We start from the raw sequence: 24735 nt of genomic DNA, 5'->3' as shown, positions 1-24735 counted from the left end.
TGATCTCAGCGCTCACGCTTCGCCACCAGGGTCAGCACGTCGTACTTCGCCACCGGCTCGCCGGCGGCGTTGAGCACCTCGGCGTCCCAGCGCACCTCGCCGTAGGCCGCCGAGGCCCGCGGGGAGATGTCCTTGGCCGTGAGCGTGATCGTCAGCTCGTCGCCGAACTTCACGGGTGTCAGGAAGCGCAGGTGGTCGACCCCGAAGTTCGCCAGCACCGGGCCGGGCGCCGGGTCGACGAAGAGACCCGCGGCGAACGCGACGACCAGGTAGCCGTGGGCCACGCGCTCACCGAAGAACGGGTTGGCGGCGGCCGCCTCGGCGTCGAGGTGCGCGTAGAAGGTGTCGCCGGTGAACTCGGCGAAGTGCTCGACGTCGGCCTCGGTCACCGGCCGAGGGCCCCCGACGACGGTGTCGCCGGGGCGCAGGTCCTCGAGGTGCTTGCGGAACGGGTGCTCGTCGGTGATCGTGCGCGCGCTGCCCGGCACCCAGCGACCCGTGATCGCCGAGAGCATGTCCGGGCTGCCCTGCACCGCCGTGCGCTGCATGTGGTGCGCGACGCCGCGCACCCCGCCCATCTCCTCGCCGCCGCCGGCGCGCCCGGGGCCGCCGTGCACGAGCTGGGGCATCGGCGACCCGTGCCCGGTGGACTCCTTCGCATCCGTGCGGTCGAGGACGAGCAGCCGCCCGTGCCACGGCGCGACGCCGAGCACGATCTCGCGGGCGAAGTCCGGGTCGGCGGTCACGACCGAGCCGGCCAGCGACCCCTGCCCGCGCGCGGCCAGCTCGACGACCTCCGCGGTCGACGAGTACGGCAGCACCGTCGACACCGGGCCGAACGCCTCCACCTCGTGCACCGCGGCAGCATCCGCGTCGCCGCGCAGCAGCACCGGCGACAGGAACGCGCCGCGCTCGGCGTCGGCGCCGCGGACCTCGACCTGCTCGGGGTCGCCGAACACCACCTCGGCGGCGTCGGTGAGCGACTTCAGCGAGCGGCGCACCTCCTCGCGCTGCTCCAGCCCCGCCAGCGCGCCCATCGTCACGCCCTTGGCGGACGGGTCGCCGACGACCACCTGCGCGAGCTTCCCGCGCGCCGCGTCGACGACGGCGTCGACCTGGTCGGTGGGCACGAACGCGCGCCGGATCGCGGTGCACTTCTGCCCGGCCTTGACCGTCATCTCGGTGACGAGCTGGTCGACGTAGAGGTCGAACTCCGGGGTCCCGGGCGTCGCGTCCGGACCGAGGATCGAGCAGTTGAGCGAGTCGGCCTCCGCGGTGAAGCGCACCGCGCGCGCCGAGAGCACGGGGTGTGTGCGCAGCCGGCGGGCCGTCGATGCGGAACCGGTGAACGACACCAGGTCCTGCTCGGTGAGGTGGTCGAACAGGTCGCCCACCGAGCCGGCGAGGAACTGCGCCGAGCCCTCGGGCAGCACGCCCGAGTCGACGATCAGGCGGACCAGCTCGGCGGTGAGGAACGCGGTGGGCGTCGCCGGCTTGATGATGGACGGAACGCCGGCGAGGAACGCGGGGGCGAGCTTCTCCAGCGGGCCCCAGCAGGGGAAGTTGTAGGCGTTGACCTGCACCGCGACCCCGCGCAGCGGCGTCAGCACGTGCTGGCCGACGAACGTGCCACCCCGGCTCAGCGGGGCCAGGTCGCCGTCGAGCCACGGTCCCGATGCGGGGAGCTCCCGCTTGCCCAGCGACGCGTAGGCCGCCAGCACGCCGATGCCGCCGTCGACGTCGAATTTCGAGTCGCCCTTCGTCGCGCCGGTGCGCGCCGAGACGGCGTAGAGCTCCTCGCGGTGCTCGCGCAGGTATCCGGCCAGGGCCTTGAGCAGCGACGCGCGCTGGTGGAACGACAGCTCCCGCAGCGCGGGGCCGCCCGTGTCCCGGCCGTACGCGGCGACCGCGGCCATGTCGATGCCGTCCGTCGCGAGCCGTCCGATCTCCTCGCCGGTGACGGCGTCGGTCATCGGACGGCCCGCAGTGTCGGAGACGGCGGGCGTGACCCATCCGCCGCGGACGTAGCTGGGCAGGACGCTCATCGGGACCTCTAGACGTCGTAGTCGACGGTGACTTGGTCGGAGACTGGCAGGGCCTGGCAGGTCAGCACGAACCCGGCGTCGACCTCCTCGGGCTCGAGGGCGAAGTTGCGACGCATCAGCACCTCACCCGCGCTCACGTGGGCCCGGCAGGTCCCGCACACCCCGCCCTTGCAGGCGAACGGCAGGTCCGAGCGCACCTTCTGCGCGGCGTCGAGCACCGGCTCGGTGCGCGGCAGCGTCAGGACGCTCGCGCGCCCGTTGAGCACCACCGTCACGGTGGCGCCCCCGTCGTCGTCGACGGCATCGTCCTCGCTGCGGTGCACCTCGGGCGGCGGCTCGTCGACGTAGAACAGCTCGCGGTGGACGCGCTGCCGGGGCACGTCGAACGACCCGATCACCTCGGTCGCCGCCTCGACCATCCCGAGGGGCCCGCACAGCCACCAGTGCGCGACCTCGCCGACCGGCACGAGCGCGCCGACCAGCGTGCGCAGGCGGTCGGCGTCGAGACGGCCGTTGAACAGGTCCGCGGCGGTGGGCTCGCGCGAGAGCACGTGCACCAGCTGCAGGCGGGGCCCGTAGCGGTCCTTGAGGTCGGCGAGGTCCTCGCCGAACATCACGGTGTCCGAGCGGCGGTTGCCGTAGAGCAGGGTGACGTGGGTGTCGGCGTGCGCGGCGAGCACCGTCGCGGCGATCGAGAGCACCGGCGTGATGCCCGAGCCCGCGGCGACCAGGACGTGGTGCTCGCCCGCGGTGACGTCGGGGGAGAAGCGGCCCTGCGGCGGCCCGACCTCGATCTCGTCGCCGGGAGCGAGCCGGTCGACCAGCCAGGTGGAGAACAGTCCCGTGTCGACGCGGCGCACCCCGATCCGCGGCGCGGTGCCCTCGGGCGCGCAGATCGAGTAGGAGCGACGCTCCTCGCCGGCCTCGGTGACCAGGCGCAGTGTCAGGTACTGGCCGGCGCGGAACGCGAAGTCGTCACCGAGGGCGTCGGGGACGTCGAAGGTGACGGCGACGGCGTCGTCGCAGAGCCGCTCGACGTCGGCGACCCGCAGGGTGTGGAAGCCCGCCGCACGGGGGGCGACGCGCTCCGTGGTGGGGGCGCTCATCAGATCTCCTTGACGTGCTCGAACGGCTCGGCGCAGGAGCGACAGCGACGCAGCGCGGTGCAGGCCGTCGGCCCGAACCGCGACACCTCCTCGGTGTCGGCCGCGCCGCACTGCGGGCACGGGACCGTCTGCGACGGCGGGGCCAGCGTCAGCGGGATGGGGGCGCCCGCGGCCTTCGGCCCGATCCTGTGGGGCGGGGCGACGCCGGCCTCCGCGAGCTTGCGGCGGCCCTCGTCGGAGATCCAGTCGGTGGACCACGGCGGGCTGAAGGTGGTGCGCACCTCGACCGCGTCGTACCCGGCGTCCTGCAGGGCGGCGCGCAGGTCGTCGCGCATCGCCTCGAGCGCCGGGCAGCCGGAGTAGGTCGGGGTGAGGGTGACGACCACGGTGCCGTCGCCGGCGGTCTCGACGCCGCGCAGGACGCCGAGGTCGGCGAGCGTGAGCATCGGCATCTCGGGGTCGACGACGCGCTCGGCGGCCTCGCGAGCATCGACCAGGGCCGTCACCACGTCGCCTCCGGGTGCGCGCGGGCGAGCGACTGCATGAGGGCGAGGACGCCGCCAAGGGCCTCGGTGTGCACGCCATCGCGGCCCCCGCGACCGCCGACGAGGCCGACCGCCGGGGTCTCGGGGCGGGTCAGCGTCGCGGCGGGCAGGACCTGCGCGACGACCGCGTCGACGTCGCCCCGCAGCTCCGCCGGGTCGACGGCGACGCCGGCCTCGACGAGGCGGCGCTCGACGTCGTGGGCCAGGAACAGCTCCTCGACGTGGGGCCACACGCCGTCCAGGCCGGCCTGCATCCGGGCGTGCGAGAGCTCCGTCCCGTCGCCGAGGCGCAGCACCCACTGCGCGGCGTAGTCGCGGTGGTAGGTCAGCTCCTTGACGGCCTTGCCGGCGACGGCGGCGAGCACCGGGTCGCGCGAGCCGGTGAGCCGCTGCATGAGCGCCAGGCGCCACGCGGAGAACACCAGGACCCAGGCGACGGTACGGCCGAAGTCGCCGAGGTCGGCCTCGGCGAGCGTGACATTGCGGAACGCGCGGTCGTCGCGGAAGTAGGTGAGCACGTCCTCGTCGTCCTGCGGACCGACGCGGTACGGCTCGGCGGCGCCGAGGTGCCCGGCGCGCGAGAGCAGCACCCGCGCCTGGCCGAGCAGGTCGAGCGCGATGTTCGCGAGCGCGACCTCCTCCTCGAGCTCCGGGGCCTTCGTCGTCCAGCCCGCGAGGCGCTGTGACGCGATCAGCGCGTCGTCGGCGAGCATGAGGCAGTAGGTCGCGAGGTCGGCCCGGTCGACGCCCTCGGGCGACGGCGCGGTGATCTCGGCGTCGCCGGCGTCGAAGCCGGTGCCGAACGCCCAGCGCCCGTCCTCGTCGGCCGTCGCCAGGGCGTCGTAGACGTTCTCGTCGTGCGGGTCGGTGTGGTCCATCAGAGGTGGGGGACGTTGTCGGGGATGTCGTAGAACGTGGGGTGGCGGTAGACCTTGTCCCCGGAGGGCGCGAAGAACGGGTCCTTCTCGTCCGGGCTCGACGCCGTGATCGCGTCACCGCGGACGACCCAGATGCTCACGCCCTCGTTGCGCCGCGTGTAGAGGTTGCGGGCGTTGTGCAGCGCCATCGTGTCGTCGGGCGCGTGCAGCGAGCCGACGTGCACGTGGTTCAGCCCGCGCTTGCCGCGCACGAACACCTCGTAGAGGGGCCAGACGGCCTTCGGGGTGCCGTCGAAGCGCGGTTCGCCCTCGACGTGCGCGGTGGTGTCGTCGGCCATGCTCATGCCGCGGTCACCTTCTTCACGGCCTGCTTCGCGGCGTAGGCGGTGGCCGCATCCCGGACCCACTGGCCGTTCTCGTGGGCGGCGCGGCGGTTGGCGAGGCGCTGGGCGTTGCACGGCCCCGCACCCTTGACCACCTGCATGAACTCGTCCCAGTCGATGTCGCCGAAGTCGTGGGCCTCGCGCTCCTCGTTCCAGCGCAGCTCGGGGTCGGGCAGCGTCACGCCCAGCGCCTCGGCCTGCGGGACCGTCATGTCCACGTAGCGCTGGCGCAGCTCGTCGTTGGTGTGGCGCTTGATCCGCCAGGCCATCGACTGCTGGGTGTTGGGCGAGTCGCCGTCGGCGGGACCGAACATCATCAGCGACGGCCACCACCAGCGGTCGACGGCGTCCTGCACCATCTCGCGCTGCGCGTCGGTGCCGGCCATCAGCGCCCGCAGGAGCTCGAAGCCCTGGCGCTGGTGGAACGACTCCTCCTTGCAGATGCGCACCATCGCCCGCGCGTAGGGCCCGTAGCTCGACCGGCAGAGCGGGACCTGGTTGACGATCGCGGCGCCGTCCACGAGCCACCCGATGACGCCGATGTCGGCGAACGTCAGCGTCGGGTAGTTGAAGATCGACGAGTACTTCTGCTTCGAGTCGATGAGCTTCTCGGTGAGCTCACCGCGATCGACCCCGAGCGTCTCGGTGGCCGAGTAGAGGTAGAGCCCGTGGCCGGCCTCGTCCTGGACCTTGGCCAGCAGGATGGCCTTCCGTCGCAGGCTGGGGGCGCGCAGGATCCAGTTGCCCTCGGGCTGCATGCCGATGATCTCGGAGTGCGCGTGCTGGGCGATCTGGCGGATCAGCGTCTTCCGGTATCCCTCGGGCATCCAGTCGCGCGGCTCCACCCGGCCCTCGGCCGCGACCGTCCGGTCGAAGTCCGCCTCGAGCGCGGCGACGTCAGGGCCCTGGTCCTCGGTCACCGTCATCGGTGAGCCACCTCCGTACCGAATGTTCGTTCGGTTGTGATGGTGACGCACCGCGAGCGCGCTGTAAAGCGGTGGTGGGGGGTCCGGTCGGGTGGAGCGAGGGTCACCCCGAGTGCCCTGGGGGCGGCGAGGGCGTCCCTCGCTCGACGTCGCACCGGCGCGTCTCCTGGTGCGAGGGACGCCTCGAGTGCGCTGGGGGCAGCGAGGGCGTCCTTCGCTGCGTCGGCCCGGGATCATGGGCCGTATGGACGCGCTCGCGACGCTGGCCGACGGGACGTTGACGGTGCGCCCGGCGCGGGCCGACGACCTGCCCGCGCTGGTCGCGCTCCTCGCCGCCGACCCGGTGAGCGCGGGCCGGGGCGACGCGGTCGACGACCTCGCGCCCTACGAGGCCGCCTTCGCGGAGATCGACGCCGACCCCGCGCACCTGCTCGTCTGCCTCGACGAGGCCGACGGCACGACGGTCGGGACGCTGCAGCTCTCGGTGCTGCCGAACCTCGGGCGGCGTGGGACGCGGCGCGCGCAGCTCGAGGCGGTGCACGTCAGCGACGCCCGGCAGGGTCGCGGGTACGGGGCGGCGCTCGTGGAGTGGGCCGTGGCGGAGGCCGGGCGGCGGGGGTGCGGGCTGGTCCAGCTCACCAGCGACGTGTCACGGACCGGCGCGCACCGCTTCTACGAACGCCTCGGGTTCACGGCGTCGCACGTCGGGTTCAAGCGGGACCTGACGTCCCGTCGATGAGCTCGTCGAGCGTGACGTAGAGGCCGGGCTCCCCCGTGCGCTCGCTGCGCTCCACGGCGGCCCGGGCGCGCTCGGCGATGCGCGCGATCTCGTCGGCCGCCACCACCCGGCTCTGCAGCACGGCGCCGTCCTCGTCGGTCAGCGTGACGGCGACGAGGCCGGTCTCGGGCTGCTCAGAGAAGTCCAGCGGCACGCTGCCCAACCTAATGTGGCGGACCCTAGAACGGGCGTCGCCTGGATGCAGGTGCCGGCGCGAGCAGGCCCTCGAACGCCATGCGGTCCACCTCGGCGACCAGGGCGTCCGCCGGGATCCGGCCCGGGCGGTACCACTCGACGAGCGAGTTCACGAGCCCCGAGAGCAGGCGGGCGTCGACGGCGGGGTCGAGGCCGTCGCGCAGCTCGCCGGCGGCGGAGGCATCGCGGACGAGACGGGCGATCGCGGCGTCGAACTCGCGGCGCCGCGCCAGGGCCCAGCGCTCGGTCTCGGTGTTGCCGCGCAGCCGCAGCAGCAGGGTGACGTGGGGCAGCTCGGCCACGAGCACCTCGACCTGGCGGCGCACGATGTGGCGCAGCCGGGTCAGCGGGCTGCCGGTGGACGCCGCCGGCTCGTCGAGGATGCCGAACAGCCCGTCCAGGGCGCGCTCGAGCGCGGCGCGCAGCAGCGCCTCCTTGCCCCGGACGTGGTGGTAGAAGGACGACTTCGTGATGCCCGCCGCCGCGGAGAGGTCCTCCATGCTCGTGGCGTCGTAGCCGCGCTCGTTGAACACGCGCGCCGCGACCTCGACGAGGCTCGACGGGTCGTACGTCGGGCGGGTCCGCCGGTCCCGGGCGGGCGCTGCCGCTCGTTCGCCCTCGCGGGCGGGGGGACGCGTACCGGTCACGGGGAGCAATCTACGGCCCCGGGCGGGGGACCTCAGTGCGGCGCTCCGCAGCCGGTCGGTGCACGGCCGGCCGTGCAAGCCCTGCGGCCACGCTGGCGTCAGACGTCAGGAAACCCGCATCCTCGTCCTGGTCGGGTGGGGTGGCTCGCTGCTACCGTCCCGCCCGACCGAACGATCGTTCGCCTGTCCGTCCGCACAGCGCTACCCCGAGGTGGTCGATGACGACGCTCGAGACCCTCCACGACCTGGCCCCGGCCGCGGACGCCACCAACGCCACGCGCACCGTCGGGGCGCCGATGCGCCGCGCGCTCGCGACGTCGCGCGACCGGACGGCCGTGGTCTGCGGCGAGCAGACGCTGACCTACGCCGAGCTCGCCGACCGCCTCGCCCGCCTGGGCGGCCTGCTCGCCGGGCTGGGCCTGCGACCCGGCGACCGCGTCGGCGTGCTGGGCGCCAACTGCCACCGCTACCTCGAGCTCTACCTCGGGATCCCCTCGCACGGGCTCGTGATCGTCCCGCTCAACGTCCGGCACACCGCGGCGGAGCGGACCTACGCGCTGCGCGACGCCGGCGCCACGGTGCTGTTCGCCGACCGGGCCCTCGACGACCTCGACCCCGACCTGCGCGTCGTCGACCTCGGCGCCGAGTACGAGGCGCTGCTCGCCGACGCCGCGCCCACCGAGCCGCGGCGCGCGCCCGCCGAGCACGACCTCGCCGGGATCTTCTACACCGGTGGGACCACGGGTGCGGCCAAGGGCGTCATGCTCACCCACGGCAACCTCGTCGCCAACGCCTTCCACTTCATGGCCTGCTGGCCGTTCACGGCCGACACCTCGTGGCTCGTCGTCGCGCCCATGTTCCACGCCGCCGGCACGATCGGGGCGCTCGCCACGATCTGGGCGGGCGGCACGCAGGTCATGTGCCCCGCCTTCAGCGCCGACGGCGTGCTCGACCTCGTCGAGCGTCACGGCGTCACCGCGACGCTCGTCGTCCCCACGATGATGGACGCGCTGGCTTCCGAGCAGACGGCCCGGCCGCGGCGGGTGTCGTCGCTCAAGTGGCTCTCGCACGGGTCGTCGCCGGCGGCGGTCGAGCTGCTGCGCCGCACCCATGCGGCCTTCCCCGAGGCCGAGATGCTGCACATCTACGGGCTGACCGAGACGTCCCCGATCGTCACGCTGCTGCCCGGCGAGCAGCACCTGCTCGACTCCCCGCAGGCCCGCTCGTGCGGGCGGGCGGCGGTCGGCGTCGAGGTGATCGTCGTCGATCCGGCCGAGCGCACGCCGCTGCCGACGGGCGTCGTGGGCGAGGTGCTGATCCGCGGCGCCAACGTCACCGCGGGCTACTGGAACAAGCCCGCCGAGACCGCGGCGGCGCTGCGCGACGGTTGGTTCGCCTCCGGCGACCTCGGCCTGATCGACGACGGCGGCCACCTGTTCCTCGTCGACCGCGCCAAGGACATGATCGTTTCGGGCGGGGAGAACGTGTACAGCGCCGAGGTCGAGAACGCGCTCTTCGCGCACCCGTCGGTGGTCGAGGTGGCCGTGTTCGGCGTGCCGCACGAGCGGTTCGGCGAGGCCGTGCACGCGGTGGTCGTGCTCCGCTCGGAGCCCGAGGACGCGGACGCCTTCACCGAGGAGCTCGTCGCCCACTGCCGCCGCTCGATCGCCGGCTACAAGGTGCCCCGCAGCATCGAGACGCGCACCGAGCCGCTCCCGAAGTCCGGGGCGGGGAAGATCCTCAAGCGGGAGCTGCGCGCGGTCTTCTGGTCCGACCGGGAGTCGCAGCTGACGTAGGTCCGGGGCCCGTCAGGCGTGGACGTTCCGCTGCCCGACGGCGCCCCGGAGGCCGACGCAGCCGACACACCCCACGCAGTCGACGCAGTCCACACACCCGACGCAGGCCACGCACCGGGTGCAGCCCACGCAGGCCAGCGTGGCCACGCAGTTCCGGAGTGCGACGCCGAACGCGCTGATCAGGCTGCCCGCGACGCCGGCACTGCCACCGGTGGCCACGCTCCCGGCGACCGCGACGCTGCCGGCCGTCGCCACGCTGCCGGCGACCGCGACGCTGCCGGCGGTGGCCACGCTGCCGGCGACGGCGACGCTGCCGGCCGTCGCCACGCTCCGGGCGACGGCGACGCTGTGCGACGTCGTCACGCTCCCGGCCGTGGCGACGCTGCCGGTCGTGCCCACGCTGCCGGCCGTGGCGACGCTGTCGGCGGTGCGGACGCTGCCGGGGGCGGCGGGACTCTCCGGCTCGCTCACGCCCAGCAGGGTGCACGAACTGCTCCTCGCCGTCCAGGAAGGATTGGGCTGATCAGTTCACCGAATGGGCCCCGACCACTACGGTCGATCTCGTCAGTACAGGGGGAACGCCTTTCCGGAGGTCGAAAAGTGCCGCAAGCGACGATTGTCCTGGTTCACGGAGCGTGGGCCGACGGCTCGAGCTGGAATGCCGTGGCGCGCGAGCTGCGGAATCGTGGACTGTCGGTGATCACGCCGCCGAATCTCTTGCGCGGCGTGACCATCGATGCGCCGTACGTCACCTCGTTCGTCAAACAGCGCACGACGGGTCCCGTGGTCCTGGTGGGCCATTCCTACGGCGGGTTCGTCATCACGAACGCCGCTGCGGGAGCCGGCGACGTGCGCGCCCTGGTCTACGTCGACGCGTTCATTCCCGAGGCGGGGGAGACGGTCTTCCAGATTCTCGGCGGTTCCGGATCGGCGCTCGACGTCCCCGACCCGACCACCGTCCTCGACCTCGCCGGGTATCCGAATGCGCCCGAAGGGGATGTCGAGGCGTTCCTGAAGCCGGCCACCGTGCACCAGTCGTTCGCGCAGGATCTGTCCGAGGACGATCGCTGGAGAATCATCGAGAGTCAGCGTCCGATCACGCTCGGTGCGAATCTGACACCGGGCACGGAAAGCGCCTATACGTCTCTCCCCAGCTGGGCCGTGGTGGGCACCGAGGACAAGGTCATCCCTCCGGACACGCAGCGGAAGATGGCCGAGCGGGCGGGGTCGGCGATCTCCGAGGTCGCCGGCTCACACGTCTCGATGGTGTCGCACCCGGGGGCGACGATCGACGCGATCCTCGCCGCCGCGGAGGCGGCCGGCTGAGGTCAGTGCCCCGTGAACGTGGGCTTCTCCTTGGCCAGGAAGGCCTCGACGGCGTTGCGGTGGTCCTCCGTCGCGGCGAGGCGTGACTGGGCGGCCCCCTCGTGCTCGAGCACCGTCGACAGCGGCGAGACGGTGCCGAGCGCGACGGCGATCTTGATCTCCGCGTAGGCGGCGGTCGGGCCGTGGGCGAGGCGGCGCGCCAGCGCGAGGGCCTTGTCGTCGAGCTCCTCGGCGGCGACGACCTCGCGGACGAGACCCCAGTCACGGGCCGACTCGGCGGTGAAGGTGTCGCCGAGCATGAGCAGGTCGGTGGCGCGGGAGGCGCCGACGGCGTGGGCGAGCGTGGCCGAGAGCCCCGAGTCGCCCCCGAACCCGATGCCGGAGAACGCCGTCGCGAACCGCACCCCGGCGGCGGCGAGGCGCAGGTCGCAGGCGAGCGCGAAGCCGAGGCCCGCCCCGACGCACGTACCCCCGACCGCGGCGATCGCGGGCTTGGGCATCGTCGCGAGCGCGGAGGTGATGCGGTTGTAGTGCTCGGGCACCGTGCGCATCGGCTCCTCGGCGCCGGAGCGCAGCGCCTCGGCGTGCTCGCCGAGGTCCTGGCCGACGCAGAAGGCGGGCCCGGCGGCGGACAGGACGACGGCGCGCACCTGCGGGTCCTGGCCGACGTCCTCGAGCGCGTCGCGCAGGGCCACCTTGAGCTCGGTGGTCAGCGCGTTGCGGCGGTCCGGGCGGTTCATCCGCACGGTCGCCACGGCCGCCTGGTCGTCACGGGTCACCACGACCGCGTCGTCCGTCATCGAACGCACTCCTCTCGCTCACCGTCTCCGCCGGGGATCATGCTGCCCGTCCGGCGCGGGCGCGGACAGGGGGCCGGGGCCGTCAGGCGTGCGGGCCACGAGGGTGACCACCGGAGGGTGGTAGGGCGCCATCACCGGGGTGACGGCGTCGACGGCCGCCCCGCGCAGCGCCGCACGGTCGGCTTCGGGGAGCCCGGCGAGCCACGCGGCGACGTGCGCCTGGCCCAGGCGGTAGTCGACGAGATCCTCGGGGCGGTCGACGCCGACGTCGGCGGCGAGCTCGGTGACGACGACGTCGACGAGCCCCGCGCTCTCGGCCGCCGCGGTCATCGCGGCCACGTCGCCGAGCAGGGGCGCCTGAGCCCGGGTGAGGTGGGCGTACCAGGGCGGCGGGACGAAGCCGGCGTCGGCGACCACGGCGTCGATCCGGTCGCGCACCGCGCGGTGGCGGGTCGTCGCGGCGGCCACCGTGGCCAGCACCGCCCCGCCGGGCCGGGTGACGCGGGCGAGCTCGGCGAGCGCCGCGGTCGGGTCGTCGACGTGGTTGAGGACGAAGGCGGCGACGGTGTCGTCCACCGCATCGTCGCGCAGCGGCAGCGCCTCGAGCGCCCCGGCGACGGCCGGCGGGCGGTGGTCCGCGTCCCACGCGAGCATCGCCGGCGAGCGGTCGACGGCCACCGGGTGTGCGCCGACCGCGCGCAACGCCGTCGACGCGAGCCCGGTGCCGGCGCCCGCGTCGAGCACGCGGCGCCCGGCCAGGGGATGGGGCGCCGCGGCCACGAGCTGCGTCGCCAGCGGGCCGTAGACGCGCGCTGCGCCCGTCGCCCAGCCCGTCGCCGCGGCCGCGTAGCGGTCCTCGTCCCCGTCCGTGATGTCGCAGTCCATGATCGGGGCGAGGATGTGGCTTTCCTGACGTTGAGTGCAAGCGTGGCCCCCACGCTGGCACCGCCGGGACCGACCTCACGGTTCCCTCAGAGTTGCCACAGAGCTGCGTCACGGGCGGTGGACAGGGTGGATCACGAGGCGGCCGTCCCCGATCGGCCGTCCGGGTCGTGAGGAGATCGAGGAGATGGACTTCCGCCGCCTGCCGGTGCTCGCCGGACCGGTCGTGGCCGGGCTCTTCCTGCTCGGCGGGTGCGCCGCCGGGCCGGCCACATCCGCCGCCGCCCCCGCCGAGACCCCGTCCGCGGCCGCCGCCGGCACCGGCGGTGGCCCGCCGCCCTGCACCGCGCGGCTGCGTCCCGGCGCCACCGGCGGCACCCCGCTGACGCTCTCGCCCGAGGCGCGGAGCGAGATCGGCCGGCTGCGGGAGCAGCCCTCCGGCCCCGCGACCGCCCAGGATCCGGAGCTCGCCGCGCGTCTCGCCGAGGTCAGCCGGCGGGTCGAACGCGCCGCACGACCGTGCGCCGACCGCTGAGCGGTCCCGACGGCGCCACCGCCACCGCGCGAACGCTCCCGGATGCGGTGGCACCATCCGCGCCCATGAGCGAGTCGAACCCTGACCTGCTGGTGGTCGACGACGACGCCGACGTGCGGGCGTCGCTCGAGCGCGGCCTGCGGCTCTCGGGGTTCACCGTGCGCTCCGCGCAGGACGGGCCGGGCGCGCTGCGGGCGGTGCACGAGCGCGTTCCCGACGCCGTCGTCCTCGACCTCGGGCTGCCCGGCATGGACGGGGTGGCCGTCGTCTCGGCGCTGCGGGCGATGGACCACGACGTGCCCGTGTGCGTGCTCTCGGCGCGCGACACCGTCGACGACCGCGTCGTCGGGCTCGAGGCCGGGGCCGACGACTACATGGTCAAGCCGTTCGCGCTCACCGAGCTCGTGGCGCGGCTGCGGGCCCTGCTGCGACGGGGCGCGCGGTCGACGACCACGGCCGAGCCCGCTCTCGGCGAGACGATCACGGCGGGGCCGCTGACCGTCGACCTCGCCCGGCGCACGGTCCGCGTCGGGGACCGCACGGTCGAGCTGACCAAGCGCGAGTACGAGCTGCTCGTCGTCCTCGCCCGCAACGCCGAGGTCGTGCTCACCCGCGAGCGCCTGCTCGAGCTGGTGTGGGGCTACGACTTCGCCACCGACACCAACGTCGTCGACGTCTTCGTCGGGTACGTGCGCCGCAAGCTGGAGTCCGACGGCACGCCCCGGCTCGTGCACACCGTGCGCGGGGTGGGATTCGTGCTGCGGGCGGGCGGATGAGGCGCTCTCTCTCGCTCCGGGCGCGCGTGGCCCTCGCCGCCGCCCTGGCCGCGACCGTCGTCGTGGTCCTGGTCGGCGTGCTGGCCTCGGTGCTGCTGACCCGGGAGCAGACCGAGCGGCTCGACCGCAGCCTGGTGCCCGGCTCGCCGGCGGTGCTCGGCTCGTTCGCCTCGACGCGCGCCGACCTCGCCGTGACGCTGCGGAACCCCGCCGGCGAGGCACGGCGGGTGAGCGGGCCCGAGCTGCCGCTCTCGCCGATCGGCATCCCGACGTCGGTGACGGTCGCGGGCGTCGACTACCGCATCCGCACCGCGCCGGGCCCGGCGCCGGGCTCGCTGGTGACGGTGGGCGCGACCGAGGACGACACCCGCGCGCGGGTCGCGGAGCGGCAGCGTCTCGTGGCCGGGCTCGGGGTCGCGGCGGTGGCGCTGGCGGCGGGACTGGGATGGGTGTTCGCCGGCCGCGCGGTGCGCCCGATGCGCCGGCTCACCGCGCAGGCCGCGACGCTCGACCGCGCGGCCTCCGACCCGGGGGCCGCGCCGCCGACGGTCCGCGCCGACGGGTCGCGCGAGTCCGAGGAGCTCGCCGACGCGCTGTCGGACATGCTCGCCCGCCTGCACGCCGAGCAGAAGCGGAGCGCGGCCTCGCTGCACGCCGCGCGCGACTTCGCCGCGGCCGCCCGCCACGAGCTCCGGACGCCGCTGACGGCGATGCGCACCGACCTCGAGGTCCTGGCCGCCCACCCCGACCTGCCCGAACGCGACGAGGTGCTCGCCGACGTGCTGCGCGCCCAGGTCCGGGTGGAGGCCACGCTCACCGCCCTGGGGCAGCTCGCCGCCGGGGACCTGCCCGACGCCGCCGGCGGCGAGGCGATCGGGGTGGCCGACGTCCTGCGCCTGGCCGCCGAGGACGCGCGACGTACCCACGCCGGGCTCGCGGTGGTCGTCGACGAGCCGGACCCGGCGACGCCGGAGTCGGTGCGCGCGTCGCCCGAGGGGCTGCGGATGGCGCTGGCGAACCTCGTCGTCAACGCCGTGCGGCACGGTCGCGCGGGCACCGTGCGGCTGGGTGCCCATACGGGCACCGACGGCGGGGTCGTGCTCACCGTCGACGACGACGGGAGCGGTCTGCCCGCGGACGAGCGGGAGGCGGTGCTCGGTCGTTTCGTGCGCGGGAGCACCGCGGGCGCGCCGGGCTCGGGGCTGGGCCTGGCGCTTGTGGCGCAGCAGGCGGCCCGGCACGGCGGACGGGTGGCGCTCGGGGACGCCCCGGCGGGCGGCCTGCGGGTCAGCCTGGCCCTCGGCCCGGATCGAGCTGGGTGACCAACCTCAGGTCCCACGCCTCGGGCCACGGCACGCTGCGCCGCACACGCTCGTAGATCCAGGCGGTGAACCCCTCCGACACCAGGACGCGCGCGATCTCGACGAGCGCGGCCAGGTCGTCGGACTCGTGCTGCTCCTGGTCGTTGCGGGCGGGCGTGTGCAGTGGCCCGCTGAAGCGTCGGGCGTCGAGCCGGTAGCGGTGCGGCCCGCCCGGGCGGGGTAATCGGATGTCGCCGGTGTCGCTCATGTCGCCCATGTTAGCGACAGTTGCGACAGGAACGACAGCGGTGTCATGAACGAAATCCGCGACAGCAGCGCCGTTCCGTCGTTCGGACGACACCGGCGACATAGGCTGCCCGCCATGTCCCCGTCGGACCTCGTCTCGACCCCGGAGGCCGCCAAGGCGCTGGGGGTCAGTCCGCGCACGCTGCAGCGCTACGTCCGGGCCGGCCTCGTCACGCCCGAGATCACGCTGCCGTCGGGGCAGTACCGGTGGAACGTCGCCAAGCTGCGCCGCCAGATCGGGATCGCGTCGGAGGACGACTGACGACGACTCAGGACGACCGACCCGCCCGTCGCTGTCGGTGGGCAGGGTTAGCGTCGACGCCGTCCGCCACCCGAGGAGGAGCAGGAGGCGTCATGCCCGACGGCGACGAGGTCCTGCCCGGGCCCTTCGACACCGAACCCCTCGGTCTGGGTCGGCTGCTCTCCGAGGGCTTCTCGCCCGCCGTGCCGGGCGACGAGGTGGTGCGTCGGTGCGAGCGCTGGCTGGTCGGCGTGCTCGACGAGGCCGACGTCGCGCTCGGGGCGAGCGACGTCGAGATCGCTTCGTTGCTGGCCACCGAGGGGTGGTCGGTGGCCCAGGTCGTGGGCGGTTGGGTACGCCGCGCGGCGAGACCGGTGGCCCGGGAGCTCGTGGCGCCGGGCGTCACGCGCGTGGGCTGACCAGCGCGAGCACGTCGCGCAGCCCGCGCTCCCGCTCGCGCTGCTCACCGGCCAGCACGAAGGCCCGCAGGCCCGCGGCCACGGCGCCGCCGTCGCGCACCGGGTTGTCGCCGACCATGAGGGTGCGCCGCGGGTCGGTGCCCAGGCGCTCGCAGGCGGTGCGGAACAGCGCGGGGTCGGGCTTCTCGCTGCCCTCCTCGCAGGAGAGCACCCAGGTGCCGACGAGGCCGTCGAGCCCGGCGGCGCGGGCGTGGCCGCGGATGTCCCAGCCGATGTCGCTCACCACGCCCACCGGCACGCCCCGATCGGCCAGGGCGGCCAGGAACGGCCCGGTGTCGCCGTAGGGCACCCACGAGTCCTCGGCCACGACCCGCGCCTGCGCGGCGTCCTCGATGCCCGCGAGGTAGGGCACGCGGGAGAACCACGCGCGCATCGCACGCCGGTGGGCGTCGGCGTCGAGGTCGCGGCCCACCTGCGCGTCCGCCACCTCGGGCTCCGCGGCCGCCGCGTCGAGGGCGGCGAGCACCGTCCCGGGGTCGCCGAGCTCGCGCCCCGTGTCCGCGGCCACCCGGCGCAGCCACTCCTCGGTGCCGATCATCCGGAAGAGTGTGTTGCTGAAGTCGCAGAGCACCGCCTCGACCGGCGGGACGGGCGCGGCCCGGTCGTCGTCGGAGGGGCGGTAGGCCGCGGGCAGGTCGAACAGGGCGCGCACGTCGATCAGTGTGGCCTCCGGCCCTGTGAGCCCCTATCGGCGTGTTCCCCCTGACTCCGTGCCCTCCGGACAAGGGCTCACGAGAGCGAAGCTCACACGGCCGGGGCGCTGTCCTCCTCGACCACGGCGGGCTCGTTGAGCACGCGCTCGCTGCGGGCGCTGCGCACGGCGACGACGATCGCCACGACCCAGAGCACCGCCAGCACGATCAGCACGGTGGTCACGATGCCCGTGGGCACGTCGAAGCTGTTCAGCAGCGTGCGGGCGTTGGTGATGATGATCAGGCCGCCGGCCCCGGTGCCCAGCACACGGGCCGGGAGCAGCCGGACGATGTAGGCCGCGAACGGCGCCGCGATCACACCGCCGACCATCAGGGCGAGGACGACCGTGTAGTCGATGCCCTCCTGCGACAGCGTGAACAGGAAGCCGATGCTGGCCGCGAGGGCGACGACGAACTCCGAGGTGTCCACCGAGCCGACGACCTTGCGGGGCTCGAGGCGGCCCGACGCGAGCAGGCTGGAGGTGGCCACCGGGCCCCAGCCCCCGCCGCCCGAGGCGTCGAGGAAGCCCGCGACCAGGCCGAGCGGGCCGAGGAACTTCCCGCCGGGCCGCGGCCCGGAGACGACGCGCTTCGCGATCGCGCGGGAGCTGAAGCGCAGCAGCACGTAGACGCCGAGCAGGAGCAGGATGCCGGCCATGTAGGGCTCGGCGTCCTCGGTCATGTTGACCAGGACGTACGCGCCGAGCACCGCGCCGACGGCGCCGGGGATCGCGAGGATGCCGACCACCCGCCAGTCGACGTTGCCGAAGCGCCAGTGGGAGGCGCCGGAGGCGAGGGTGGTGCCCATCTCCGCGAGGTGGACGGAGGCGGAGGCGATGGCGGGGGCCGTGCCCGCCGCCAGGAGCACCGACGTCGACGTGACGCCGTAGGCCATGCCCAGGGAGCCGTCGACGAGCTGGGCGATCAGGCCGGCCAGGGCGAAGAGCAGGAACGCGCGCACAGGATTCCTCGGTGATGGGCGGGGACGAGCCCGCGCACCCGTGCACCGGGCGTGTGGCGACCCGGTCGGGGACGGACCCGCGACCGGACGAGACGTGGACGGTCAGCGGCGGGGGAGGCGACACCCGGCCGACGTGACACGAAGGAGGTCGACGTGCGCACGGCGCACCAGGACCACCCCCGAGTCGGACACGAACTGATCCTCACACGACGACGAGGCGGAGGACAGCGATCCGCCTCACCGCTGTGACCGCCGCCACGCCGTCGCTCGAGGACGATCAGCCCGGAACGGGGGCGGGCTGACCCGGCTGCGCGGGCTGGGTGGGCTGGGCGGGCTGGGCGGGCTGACCCGGCTGGGCCTGCGAACCCGGCACCGTCTGCACTGTCGCGCCCGGCGCCACCTGCACCGTCGCGCCCGGCTGGACCTGGACGACGATCGGCCCGGACGCGCCGGCAGCACCGCCGCGCTCGCCCCGGGGGCCGCCGTCGGGCCCGGCCGGGCGGCCCGGGGCCCCGGGCCCGCCCGGTCCGCCGCGCCCCTCGGCGCTCGTGCCGGGACCCCGGTCCCGCGGCCCGTCGCCGTGTTCGCCGCCCAGGGTCGCGGCCAGCACGCCGCCGGCCAGCAGCACGCCGAGCAGCAGCCCGGCGACCCCGGCCACGACGATCGCGGTGCGGCGGGTCCAGCCGGACGGGCGGGTCGTGCGTTGCCAGCGCGTGGGCGGACCGCTCGGAGTCGCGGTCGTCCCCGGGGACCGGTCGGTCGGTCGGGTCGGCGGGTCGCCGTCGGGGGTGCCGGACTGCGGTGTCTCGCTCATCGGTCGTCTCCACTCGTACTCGGGGACCTTCGGGGAACACCGACGATGGGCAGCGGGGCTGAACCGGGCCTGAAGCCACCGCCGCGCGGGCGGGTCTTCAGGTCCCGTTCAGCAGCGGGGGGCCAGGATCCGGGTGTGGGTGGCACCTGGGGCACGGCGGCGCGCGTGCTCGTCGTCGAGGACGAGACGGCGATCCGCGAGTCGGTCGTCGAGGCGCTCGAGGACGCGGGCTTCCGCGCGCTCGGGCGAGGCGACGGCGAGGGTCTCGAGGAGCTGCTCGACGGGTTCCGGCCCGACCTCGTCGTCCTCGACGTCATGCTGCCCGGCCGCGACGGCTTCCGTCTGCTCGGCGTGGTGCGCGAGCGCAGCGACGCGGGGCTGGTCCTGCTCACCGCCCGCGACGCGCTCGCCGACCGCCTGCACGGCCTCGACGGCGGCGCCGACGACTACGTCGTCAAACCGTTCCTGCTCGCCGAGCTGGTCTCGCGGGTGCGCGCCGTGCTCCGCCGCCGGGGGCGGGTGCCGACGGCCATGACGGTCGGCGACCTCGTCGTCGACGACGAGGCGGGCACCGCGACCCGCGGCGGCGCGGTCCTCGAGCTCACCGCCACGGAGCTGCGTCTGCTGCGCTACCTCGTCGAGCAGCGCGGACGCACCGTCACCAAGAACCAGATCCTGACCCAGGTCTGGGGCTACGACGCCTACGACCCCAACCTCGTCGAGGTGCACGTGAGCGCCCTGCGCCGCAAGCTCGAGGCCCACGGCCCGCGCCTCGTCCACACCGTGCGTGGCCTGGGCTACGCCCTGCGCCCGGTGGCGGGGGAGAGCGCGTGAGCCGGTCCTGGGCCCGGCTGTCGTTGCCCGAGAGCTGGTCGGCGACGCGCTCGCTCCGCTTCCGCGTCACCGCGCTCGTCCTGCTGGTGGTGGCCCTGGCGCTGGTCGTCATCGGGGTCGCCGTGGACCTCTCCCTCGACGCCCAGCTGCGCCGCGACCAGCAGAGCCGTCTCGACGACCGCGCTGCCCGTGCCGGCCTTCTCGTCGCGGCGGGGTCGACGGGACCGGCGCTGGTCGAGGCCGTCGATGGTCAGGGCATCCGCGCGGTCCTGCTCGACGCCGCGGGACGGCGGGTCGCCGGATCGGACGACGACGGTCCCCGGGGACGCGGCCGGCCGGGCGCGCCGGAGGGGCCGGTGCCGCTCGTGCCGGGCGCGTCGGACGTCCCGGTCGCGCCGGACGGTCCGCGTCCCTCGCGCGCCGGACGGGACGACGTCCGCACGGTGGCCCTGCCCGACGGCTCGCAGCTGGTGCTGGCCGTCGAGCCGGGGGAGAACGACGGTGTCCTCCGGCGGCTCCGCGTGATCATGATCGGCGTCGGCGGGATGGGGCTGGCCGTCGTGGCGGGCGCCCTGCTCGTCGGCGTCCGGATCGCGCTGCGCCCGCTCGACGACATGACGGTCCTGGCGCGCGACATCGCGGCCGGCGACCGGGGCCGGCGGCTGCGCCCCGAGCGCACCGACACCGAGCTGGGGCGCACGGCCGCCGCCTTCGACGCGATGCTCGACGAGCTCGAGTCCGCCCAGACGCGTGCCGAGGACGCGGCCGGGGAGGCGCGGCGCTCCGAGGTGCGCACCCGGCGGTTCCTCTCGGACGCCGCGCACGAGCTGCGGACGCCGATCGCGGGTGTGCAGACCCTCGCCGAGTCGCTCGTGCGCCACCCCGACGGCGACCTCGAGCGCCGCGAGCGCCTCGCCACCACCCTCGTGCGGGAGACGCGGCGGGCGGGGGCGCTGGTCAACGACATGCTCGAGCTCGCCCGCATCGAGGACGGCACGCCGCTCGACCGCCGGCCCGTGGACCTCACCGAGCTGGCCGCCGCCCAGGCCGAGCGGATCGGGCTGCTCGCCCCTGGCCTCACCGTCGAGGTCGACGGCCCGCCCACCACCGTCGACGCCGACCCGGGACGGGTCACGCAGATCCTCGCCAACCTCCTGGAGAACGCCCGGCGCCACGGCCCGACCGAGGGCACCGTGCGCATCGAGGTGACCGTCGAGGGCTCGGACGCGGTGCTCGACGTGGTCGACGAGGGTCCGGGCATCCCGCCGGCCGACCGCGAGCGTGTCTTCGACCGCCTGGTCCGCCTCGACGACGCGCGCACCCGCGACGCCGGTGGCGCCGGGCTGGGCCTGCCGATCGCGCGCGCCCTGGCCCGCGCGCACGGCGGGGACCTGCGGGTCGTCGAGTCCCGGCCCGACCCCGAGGTCGGCGCCCGCCTCCGGCTGACCCTGCCGCGGGCGGGCTGAGGCGAGGCCCTCCGGTGGTGGCAGCGAGGGACGCCCTCGCTGCGTCGGACGCAGGTGAGGCGTCCCTCGCTCCCAGAACTCAGCCGGCGACGACCAGGGCGGTGGCGTTGTCCGTGAGACCCGCGGCCTCGGCGAGCCGGACGATGCGCGCCGCGCGCTCGCCGGCGCTGCCGCCCGCGGCGAGGACCGCCGCCATCGAGGACGCCGAGACCGCGCGGTGGACGCCGTCGCTGACGAGCAGCAGGGTCCCCGGGTCGTCCACCACCGCGATCCCGACGTCCCGGGGTCCGACGGTGCGCGCGCTCGTGGTGATGACGTGCTCCAGGTGCGGGTGCGGCGTCAGCCCCACGTTCCGCATGTGCGCGGCGAACGTGTGGTCGGTGGTCAGCGTCCGCAGGGTGCGCCCGTCCCACGCCAGCGCGCGGCAGTCGCCCACCCACGCCAGGCGCCACCGCGGCTCGCCCGACCCGGGGGCGAGGGCCACGACCGCCGCGGCGTCGCCGGGGACGAGGTCCTGCGTGGCCTCCAGCAGGTCGTGGGCGGCGAGCAGCGCGGTGTCGGGCCGACCCTCGAGGGCGGCGACCCGGACCGCGTGGTCGGCCACGAGGCGCGCGGCGAACCCGGCGTCCTCGGAGTCGCCCACCCCGTCCGCGACCGCGACGGCGAGACGACCCCACGACGTGCGGTGCGAGGCGACGGCGTCGGCCTGGTGCCGCCGGGGCCCGCGATGCGTCGCGTGCCCGACGAGGACGGCGGCGTCGGAGGACGCGGTGCCGAACGCGGCGGTGCCGGACGTGAGGGTGCCGAACGGGACGGTGACGGCGGCGGTCATGGACGGGCGCTCCTCGCCGGTGGTGGGCGCCGGTGCTCCGGCGCCCTACGACCAGGGTGGGCAGGCTCCCTGGGCGCAGCCTGTGCGCCCGATGAGGACCGCGGGTGGGATCGAGTGCCGCGTGTCTCTGGCGAAACACTGAGATAACTCTGATGGAGTAGCCAGAAGCCTTTCTCGTAGCTCTCCGTGTTCTATGCTCCTCTCGTCGGCCGGGCCCCCGCTCCGCGCCGATCCGGCCCCGCCGGTTCCCGCGCAGCCCCCCGTCGCACCCGCAGTCTTGAGGAGTCCCCATGTCGCAGCAGGCACCGCCGCCCCCGGCCGGCTTCCCGTACCCCTCGATGCCGCAGGGTCCGGCCGGGATGCCCTACGGCGGCCCACCTCCCGTTCCGGGATACGGCGGTTACCCTCCGCCACCGCCCGTGCGCAAGAGTTCGGCCGGCAAGATCATCGGGATCGTGGTCGGGGTGTTCGTCGCGATCCTCGTGGCCCTGTTCGCCCTCGCGATGGTCTTCGGATCGCCGACGGTCACCGCGGACCAGGTCGAGCAGCAGATCGCCCAGCAGTACGGCGTGGACCCGAGCCAGGTGACCTGCCCCTCGTCGCTGGAGGGCGAGGTCGGCGCGACCATCACGTGCACCGGCACGGACGCCGGCACCACGTCGACGCTGCTCGTGCGGGTCACTGCCGTCCAGGGCGACACCGTGAACTTCGACATCATCCCCCAGTGATCGTCGGCCCGTGACGATCGACCGCTGATCCCGGCGGTCATGATGACCGCATGACGCCGCCGTCCCCGTCGCGCCCGTGAGCGTGGCGGGGACGGCGGTGCTCGTCCTGGGGCCGGTCCTCCTCGGGGCGCTCACCCAGCGGGCGACCGGCCTCGGTCTCGCCCTCGTCGGTGCGCCGTTCCTCGTCGCGATCCTGGGCCCCCGCGACGGCGTCTCGTTCGGGAACGCCCTGCAGGTGCTGCTGTGCGCCGTCGTGCTCGCCCGGACCTGGCGCGGGACCGATCTCCGGTCCGCCGGACTGCTCCTGGCCGGCGCCCTCGTCACGGTCCCGGTCGGCGCCTGGGTGGTCGGCGTGCTGCCCGAGGGCCCCCTGCTGGTCGTGGTCGGCCTCCTTGCCATCGGCGCCGTGGTCGTCTCGCTCGTCCCGCGCCTCGGCGGGTGGATGAACGGCAGGCCGGGGGCTGTCGGGGCCGGCGCGGTGGCCGGGTTCGTCAACGCCGCGGCGGGCGTGGGCGGGCCGATGATCTCGGCGTTCGCCCTCGCCCGGCGGTGGAGCACCGACGTCTTCGTGCCGACCGCGCAGCTCGTCCTGCTCGTCGTCAACCTGCTCGCGCTCCTGGGCAAGGGGGTCCCCCGCCTCGCCCCCGCGGTCTGGGGCACCGGCCTCGTGGCGCTGGCCGCGGGGGTGGTCTTGGGCGACGTCGTCCACCGGCGCCTCGACCCCGTCACGGCACGGCGGGCGGTCGTCGTCCTGGCCCTGATGGGCGGTCTCGCCACGGTCGTCCGGGGTGTGCTCAGTCTCTGAGCAACCTCCGACACCGACCGTGCGGGTGGACAGCCTCTGTCGGACCGGGGCAAGGTGAAGCTGCTCACCCGCAGCTTCACCCAGGAGGCGAGGCGGTCCTCGTTCCTCGCGGAAGGGGTGGCGCTCGTGCGCGTGCCTCATGACCATCGCTGCGACGGCTCGACCGCACGGGATCCTCGTCGTCCCGACGAGCCGCTCGGGGACCTGACGATCGCCCCGACGCAGCCACGGCGCGGGCTCGTGCTGGTGCGCGTCATCGGTGAGGTCGACCTGCTCACCGCCTCCCGCCTCGGCGACGTCGTGCAGGACGCCATCGTCGCGGTCGCCGCCGAGCGGGATCGCGGTGGCGACCCCACCCACGACGACCCGCCCCCGCTGGTCGTGTGCGACCTGACCGGGGTCACGTTCTTCGGCGCCTCCGGGCTCGACGTCGTCGCCTCCGCGCAACGGACCGCCGACGAGCACGACGTCCGGTTGGTCGTGGTCGCCGACCACCGCACGGTGCTGCGCCCCTTCCGTCTCGCCGCCCTCGACCGTCAGGTCCTCCTCACCACGCACCATCCGGCGATCGGGAGGCACGGTTCGGCGGGACCGGCGTGGTGAGCGCGGAGACCGCGTCCCCGGCCGGGGGCGGCGGGAACGCCCGGGACCCGGAGCTGGGCGAGGCGGTGCGTGCGGCCCTGGGTGCGCTCTCCGACCTCGCGGCCCCGTCGGACGCGCTGCGCGACGGCCGGGTCGACCGCATGCTGCGCGCCGCGCTGCAGGCCCACGAGGCCGCGCCGGGCGGCCACGCGTACCGGACCGGGCTCGACGAGGTCGCGGCCGCGGTGCGCACCGCCTGCGCGTCCCTGGCCGTCACCGAGTTCGAGGACGCCTACCTCGCCCTGCGCGCCGCGCTCGACCGGCTGCCACGGCGGGGGGATGCCGGGCCCGCCGGCGCCGGCACGGGGTGACCGGCCCAACTCACCTCACCACTGGAAGCCGTGCCCCGCTCCCTGCCGCACGAGTTCGGGCTCGTCGCCGGAGAGGTCGATGACGGTGGTCGGCTCGGTGCCGCACTCGCCGGAGTCGATGACGGCGTCGAGCTGGTTGCCGAGCCGCTCGAGGATCTCGGCACCGGAGGTCAGCGGCTCCTCGGTGTCGGGCAGGAGCAGGGTCGAGGAGAGCAACGGCTCGCCGAGCTCGGCCAGCAGTGCCTCCGCCACCGGGTGCTCGGGGATGCGGACCCCGACGGTGCGCTTGCGGGGGTGCAGCAGCCGTTTCGGCACCTCCTTGGTCGCCGGCAGGATGAACGTGTAGCAGCCGGGCGTCGCGGCCTTCACCGATCGGAACACCGGGGTGGAGACGCGGACGAACTGGCCGAGCTGGGCGAAGTCGCGGCATACCAGCGTGAAGTGGTGGCGCTCGTCGAGGTGGCGGATCGTGCGGATCCGCTCGAGCCCCTCGCGGTTGCCCAGCGCGCACCCGAGCGCGAAGCACGAGTCGGTGGGATAGGCGATCAGCCCGCCCTCCCGGAGGAGGTCGACGGTGGCGGTCACCGCCCGTCGCTGCGGGTTGCGGGGGTGGACCTCGACGTACCTCGCACGCGTGGGGGCGGCCATCGCCGCAGGGTAGGGGGGCTCCGGCCCGCTGCGCGACACCCGAGCGGCGGTGAGCGG

General features: G+C 74.8%; 31 protein-coding genes. 15 read left to right on the top strand and 16 right to left on the bottom strand.

The window, feature by feature from the left end; all coding sequences use genetic code 11:
• Nucleotides 1-5: 5 nt before the first annotated feature.
• The 6 genes from paaZ to paaA are packed head-to-tail and all read right to left on the bottom strand — an operon-like array spanning nucleotide 6 to nucleotide 5883.
• Nucleotides 6-2045, bottom strand: coding sequence for a phenylacetic acid degradation bifunctional protein PaaZ (paaZ, locus tag PH189_RS09390; RefSeq protein WP_274188515.1), 2040 nt, complete (start codon nucleotides 2043-2045; stop codon nucleotides 6-8).
• A gap of 8 nt (nucleotides 2046-2053) precedes the next feature.
• Nucleotides 2054-3151, bottom strand: coding sequence for a 1,2-phenylacetyl-CoA epoxidase subunit PaaE (gene paaE, locus PH189_RS09385; RefSeq protein WP_274188514.1), 1098 nt, complete (start codon nucleotides 3149-3151; stop codon nucleotides 2054-2056).
• Nucleotides 3151-3660, bottom strand: a complete 510-nt coding sequence (paaD, locus tag PH189_RS09380) for a 1,2-phenylacetyl-CoA epoxidase subunit PaaD (RefSeq protein ID WP_274188513.1) — start codon at nucleotides 3658-3660, stop codon at nucleotides 3151-3153. Before paaD ends, paaE begins: the two co-directional genes overlap by 1 nt.
• Nucleotides 3654-4574, bottom strand: a complete 921-nt coding sequence (gene paaC, locus PH189_RS09375) for a 1,2-phenylacetyl-CoA epoxidase subunit PaaC (RefSeq protein ID WP_274188512.1) — start codon at nucleotides 4572-4574, stop codon at nucleotides 3654-3656. Before paaC ends, paaD begins: the two co-directional genes overlap by 7 nt.
• Complete coding sequence (gene paaB, locus PH189_RS09370) at nucleotides 4574-4912, bottom strand: 1,2-phenylacetyl-CoA epoxidase subunit PaaB (protein WP_274188705.1); 339 nt, start codon at nucleotides 4910-4912, stop codon at nucleotides 4574-4576. The genes paaC and paaB overlap by 1 nt, the downstream gene beginning before the upstream one ends.
• A 2-nt stretch (nucleotides 4913-4914) precedes the next feature.
• Nucleotides 4915-5883, bottom strand: coding sequence for a 1,2-phenylacetyl-CoA epoxidase subunit PaaA (paaA, locus tag PH189_RS09365; RefSeq protein WP_274188511.1), 969 nt, complete (start codon nucleotides 5881-5883; stop codon nucleotides 4915-4917).
• 244 nt (nucleotides 5884-6127) lie between these two features.
• Here paaA and PH189_RS09360 point away from each other — a divergent pair, with 244 nt between their 5' ends.
• Nucleotides 6128-6622, top strand: a complete 495-nt coding sequence (locus tag PH189_RS09360) for a GNAT family N-acetyltransferase (protein ID WP_274188510.1) — start codon at nucleotides 6128-6130, stop codon at nucleotides 6620-6622.
• On the opposite strand, the gene PH189_RS09355 is transcribed toward PH189_RS09360, so the two are convergent.
• Entirely contained in the window at nucleotides 6594-6815 is a 222-nt protein-coding gene (locus tag PH189_RS09355) for a hypothetical protein (RefSeq protein ID WP_274188509.1), read from the bottom strand. The genes PH189_RS09360 and PH189_RS09355 overlap by 29 nt on opposite strands.
• Nucleotides 6816-6840: 25 nt before the next feature.
• Nucleotides 6841-7503 carry a TetR/AcrR family transcriptional regulator gene (locus PH189_RS09350; RefSeq protein ID WP_274188508.1) on the bottom strand — a complete coding sequence of 221 codons (663 nt, stop codon included), beginning with the start codon at nucleotides 7501-7503 and terminating at the stop codon, nucleotides 6841-6843.
• Nucleotides 7504-7721: 218 nt separating this feature from the next.
• Here PH189_RS09350 and PH189_RS09345 point away from each other — a divergent pair, with 218 nt between their 5' ends.
• The 3 genes from PH189_RS09345 (at nucleotide 7722) to PH189_RS09335 (ending at nucleotide 10625) form a co-directional block, all read left to right on the top strand.
• On the top strand, nucleotides 7722-9299 hold the full coding sequence (locus tag PH189_RS09345; RefSeq protein ID WP_274188507.1) for a class I adenylate-forming enzyme family protein: 1578 nt from the start codon (nucleotides 7722-7724) through the stop codon (nucleotides 9297-9299).
• A 139-nt stretch (nucleotides 9300-9438) separates the two neighbouring features.
• Nucleotides 9439-9822 carry a hypothetical protein gene (locus tag PH189_RS09340; RefSeq protein WP_274188506.1) on the top strand — a complete coding sequence of 128 codons (384 nt, stop codon included), beginning with the start codon at nucleotides 9439-9441 and terminating at the stop codon, nucleotides 9820-9822.
• A 77-nt stretch (nucleotides 9823-9899) separates the two neighbouring features.
• Entirely contained in the window at nucleotides 9900-10625 is a 726-nt protein-coding gene (locus PH189_RS09335; RefSeq protein ID WP_274188505.1) for an alpha/beta hydrolase, read from the top strand.
• A gap of 2 nt (nucleotides 10626-10627) precedes the next feature.
• Here PH189_RS09335 and PH189_RS09330 read toward each other — a convergent pair whose 3' ends face one another.
• Nucleotides 10628-11425: an enoyl-CoA hydratase/isomerase family protein gene (locus tag PH189_RS09330; RefSeq protein ID WP_274188504.1), complete on the bottom strand. Its 798-nt coding sequence runs from the start codon at nucleotides 11423-11425 to the stop codon at nucleotides 10628-10630.
• 18 nt (nucleotides 11426-11443) lie between these two features.
• Nucleotides 11444-12310, bottom strand: a complete 867-nt coding sequence (locus tag PH189_RS09325) for a class I SAM-dependent methyltransferase (protein WP_274188503.1) — start codon at nucleotides 12308-12310, stop codon at nucleotides 11444-11446.
• A gap of 184 nt (nucleotides 12311-12494) precedes the next feature.
• On the opposite strand from PH189_RS09325, the gene PH189_RS09320 reads away from it, so the two are divergent.
• The 3 genes from PH189_RS09320 (at nucleotide 12495) to PH189_RS09310 (ending at nucleotide 14940) form a co-directional block, all read left to right on the top strand.
• On the top strand, nucleotides 12495-12842 hold the full coding sequence (locus PH189_RS09320) for a hypothetical protein (RefSeq protein WP_274188502.1): 348 nt from the start codon (nucleotides 12495-12497) through the stop codon (nucleotides 12840-12842).
• Nucleotides 12843-12907: 65 nt separating this feature from the next.
• Entirely contained in the window at nucleotides 12908-13618 is a 711-nt protein-coding gene (locus tag PH189_RS09315; RefSeq protein ID WP_274188501.1) for a response regulator transcription factor, read from the top strand.
• A complete protein-coding gene (locus tag PH189_RS09310; RefSeq protein ID WP_274188500.1) occupies nucleotides 13615-14940 on the top strand; it encodes a sensor histidine kinase in 1326 nt (441 codons plus the stop codon). The genes PH189_RS09315 and PH189_RS09310 overlap by 4 nt, the downstream gene beginning before the upstream one ends.
• Here PH189_RS09310 and PH189_RS09305 read toward each other — a convergent pair.
• The gene (locus tag PH189_RS09305) at nucleotides 14906-15187 is read right to left on the bottom strand and encodes a hypothetical protein (RefSeq protein WP_274188499.1); all 282 of its coding nucleotides are present in this window, start codon (nucleotides 15185-15187) and stop codon (nucleotides 14906-14908) included. The two genes, PH189_RS09310 and PH189_RS09305, sit on opposite strands and share 35 nt — an antisense overlap.
• Before the next feature lie 114 nt (nucleotides 15188-15301).
• On the opposite strand from PH189_RS09305, the gene PH189_RS09300 reads away from it, so the two are divergent.
• Nucleotides 15302-15487: a MerR family DNA-binding transcriptional regulator gene (locus tag PH189_RS09300; RefSeq protein WP_274188498.1), complete on the top strand. Its 186-nt coding sequence runs from the start codon at nucleotides 15302-15304 to the stop codon at nucleotides 15485-15487.
• Nucleotides 15488-15579: 92 nt separating this feature from the next.
• Nucleotides 15580-15885 carry a hypothetical protein gene (locus PH189_RS09295; protein ID WP_274188497.1) on the top strand — a complete coding sequence of 102 codons (306 nt, stop codon included), beginning with the start codon at nucleotides 15580-15582 and terminating at the stop codon, nucleotides 15883-15885.
• On the opposite strand, the gene PH189_RS09290 is transcribed toward PH189_RS09295, so the two are convergent.
• The 3 genes from PH189_RS09290 to PH189_RS09280 form a co-directional block, all read right to left on the bottom strand.
• A complete protein-coding gene (locus PH189_RS09290; protein ID WP_274188496.1) occupies nucleotides 15869-16597 on the bottom strand; it encodes an HAD family hydrolase in 729 nt (242 codons plus the stop codon). The genes PH189_RS09295 and PH189_RS09290 overlap by 17 nt on opposite strands.
• 92 nt (nucleotides 16598-16689) lie before the next feature.
• On the bottom strand, nucleotides 16690-17598 hold the full coding sequence (locus PH189_RS09285) for a sulfite exporter TauE/SafE family protein (protein WP_274188495.1): 909 nt from the start codon (nucleotides 17596-17598) through the stop codon (nucleotides 16690-16692).
• A gap of 277 nt (nucleotides 17599-17875) precedes the next feature.
• Nucleotides 17876-18412, bottom strand: a complete 537-nt coding sequence (locus PH189_RS09280; protein WP_274188494.1) for a hypothetical protein — start codon at nucleotides 18410-18412, stop codon at nucleotides 17876-17878.
• A gap of 135 nt (nucleotides 18413-18547) precedes the next feature.
• On the opposite strand from PH189_RS09280, the gene PH189_RS09275 reads away from it, so the two are divergent.
• On the top strand, nucleotides 18548-19246 hold the full coding sequence (locus PH189_RS09275) for a response regulator transcription factor (protein WP_274188493.1): 699 nt from the start codon (nucleotides 18548-18550) through the stop codon (nucleotides 19244-19246).
• Nucleotides 19243-20712, top strand: a complete 1470-nt coding sequence (locus PH189_RS09270) for a sensor histidine kinase (protein WP_274188492.1) — start codon at nucleotides 19243-19245, stop codon at nucleotides 20710-20712. The genes PH189_RS09275 and PH189_RS09270 overlap by 4 nt, the downstream gene beginning before the upstream one ends.
• Nucleotides 20713-20791: 79 nt before the next feature.
• On the opposite strand, the gene PH189_RS09265 is transcribed toward PH189_RS09270, so the two are convergent.
• Nucleotides 20792-21544, bottom strand: coding sequence for a PP2C family protein-serine/threonine phosphatase (locus PH189_RS09265; RefSeq protein WP_274188491.1), 753 nt, complete (start codon nucleotides 21542-21544; stop codon nucleotides 20792-20794).
• Between the two features lie 290 nt (nucleotides 21545-21834).
• Here PH189_RS09265 and PH189_RS09260 point away from each other — a divergent pair, with 290 nt between their 5' ends.
• The 4 genes from PH189_RS09260 to PH189_RS09245 all read left to right on the top strand — a co-directional run bounded on the left by PH189_RS09260 (nucleotide 21835) and on the right by PH189_RS09245 (nucleotide 24030).
• The gene (locus PH189_RS09260) at nucleotides 21835-22272 is read left to right on the top strand and encodes a DUF4333 domain-containing protein (protein WP_274188490.1); all 438 of its coding nucleotides are present in this window, start codon (nucleotides 21835-21837) and stop codon (nucleotides 22270-22272) included.
• Between the two features lie 76 nt (nucleotides 22273-22348).
• Nucleotides 22349-23077 carry a TSUP family transporter gene (locus tag PH189_RS09255; protein ID WP_274188489.1) on the top strand — a complete coding sequence of 243 codons (729 nt, stop codon included), beginning with the start codon at nucleotides 22349-22351 and terminating at the stop codon, nucleotides 23075-23077.
• A gap of 54 nt (nucleotides 23078-23131) precedes the next feature.
• Nucleotides 23132-23680 carry an STAS domain-containing protein gene (locus tag PH189_RS09250; protein WP_274188488.1) on the top strand — a complete coding sequence of 183 codons (549 nt, stop codon included), beginning with the start codon at nucleotides 23132-23134 and terminating at the stop codon, nucleotides 23678-23680.
• Entirely contained in the window at nucleotides 23677-24030 is a 354-nt protein-coding gene (locus tag PH189_RS09245; protein WP_274188487.1) for a hypothetical protein, read from the top strand. The genes PH189_RS09250 and PH189_RS09245 overlap by 4 nt, the downstream gene beginning before the upstream one ends.
• Before the next feature lie 15 nt (nucleotides 24031-24045).
• On the opposite strand, the gene PH189_RS09240 is transcribed toward PH189_RS09245, so the two are convergent.
• Entirely contained in the window at nucleotides 24046-24678 is a 633-nt protein-coding gene (locus PH189_RS09240; protein WP_274188486.1) for an L-threonylcarbamoyladenylate synthase, read from the bottom strand.
• Nucleotides 24679-24735 lie beyond the last annotated feature (57 nt).

It is taken from the genome of Actinomycetospora chibensis, from assembly GCF_028737215.1.
Taxonomy (GTDB): domain Bacteria; phylum Actinomycetota; class Actinomycetes; order Mycobacteriales; family Pseudonocardiaceae; genus Actinomycetospora; species Actinomycetospora chibensis.
Note: the sequence above shows the minus strand (reverse complement) of the source record. Positions and strands in the feature narration are given on the sequence as shown.

Bases quoted from the DNA above. Each gene is read 5' to 3' on its own strand.
- paaZ (WP_274188515.1), bottom strand. From the start codon at position 2,045: ATGAGCGTCCTGCCCAGCTACGTCCGCGGCGGATGGGTCACGCCCGCC.
- paaE (WP_274188514.1), bottom strand. From the start codon at position 3,151: ATGAGCGCCCCCACCACGGAGCGCGTCGCCCCCCGTGCGGCGGGCTTC.
- paaC (WP_274188512.1), bottom strand. From the start codon at position 4,574: ATGGACCACACCGACCCGCACGACGAGAACGTCTACGACGCCCTGGCG.
- paaB (WP_274188705.1), bottom strand. From the start codon at position 4,912: ATGGCCGACGACACCACCGCGCACGTCGAGGGCGAACCGCGCTTCGAC.
- paaA (WP_274188511.1), bottom strand. From the start codon at position 5,883: ATGACGGTGACCGAGGACCAGGGCCCTGACGTCGCCGCGCTCGAGGCG.
- PH189_RS09360 (WP_274188510.1), top strand. From the start codon at position 6,128: ATGGACGCGCTCGCGACGCTGGCCGACGGGACGTTGACGGTGCGCCCG.
- PH189_RS09345 (WP_274188507.1), top strand. From the start codon at position 7,722: ATGACGACGCTCGAGACCCTCCACGACCTGGCCCCGGCCGCGGACGCC.
- PH189_RS09330 (WP_274188504.1), bottom strand. From the start codon at position 11,425: ATGACGGACGACGCGGTCGTGGTGACCCGTGACGACCAGGCGGCCGTG.
- PH189_RS09325 (WP_274188503.1), bottom strand. From the start codon at position 12,310: ATGGACTGCGACATCACGGACGGGGACGAGGACCGCTACGCGGCCGCG.
- PH189_RS09320 (WP_274188502.1), top strand. From the start codon at position 12,495: ATGGACTTCCGCCGCCTGCCGGTGCTCGCCGGACCGGTCGTGGCCGGG.
- PH189_RS09315 (WP_274188501.1), top strand. From the start codon at position 12,908: ATGAGCGAGTCGAACCCTGACCTGCTGGTGGTCGACGACGACGCCGAC.
- PH189_RS09310 (WP_274188500.1), top strand. From the start codon at position 13,615: ATGAGGCGCTCTCTCTCGCTCCGGGCGCGCGTGGCCCTCGCCGCCGCC.
- PH189_RS09305 (WP_274188499.1), bottom strand. From the start codon at position 15,187: ATGAGCGACACCGGCGACATCCGATTACCCCGCCCGGGCGGGCCGCAC.
- PH189_RS09300 (WP_274188498.1), top strand. From the start codon at position 15,302: ATGTCCCCGTCGGACCTCGTCTCGACCCCGGAGGCCGCCAAGGCGCTG.
- PH189_RS09295 (WP_274188497.1), top strand. From the start codon at position 15,580: ATGCCCGACGGCGACGAGGTCCTGCCCGGGCCCTTCGACACCGAACCC.
- PH189_RS09280 (WP_274188494.1), bottom strand. From the start codon at position 18,412: ATGAGCGAGACACCGCAGTCCGGCACCCCCGACGGCGACCCGCCGACC.
- PH189_RS09265 (WP_274188491.1), bottom strand. From the start codon at position 21,544: ATGACCGCCGCCGTCACCGTCCCGTTCGGCACCCTCACGTCCGGCACC.
- PH189_RS09260 (WP_274188490.1), top strand. From the start codon at position 21,835: ATGTCGCAGCAGGCACCGCCGCCCCCGGCCGGCTTCCCGTACCCCTCG.
- PH189_RS09240 (WP_274188486.1), bottom strand. From the start codon at position 24,678: ATGGCCGCCCCCACGCGTGCGAGGTACGTCGAGGTCCACCCCCGCAAC.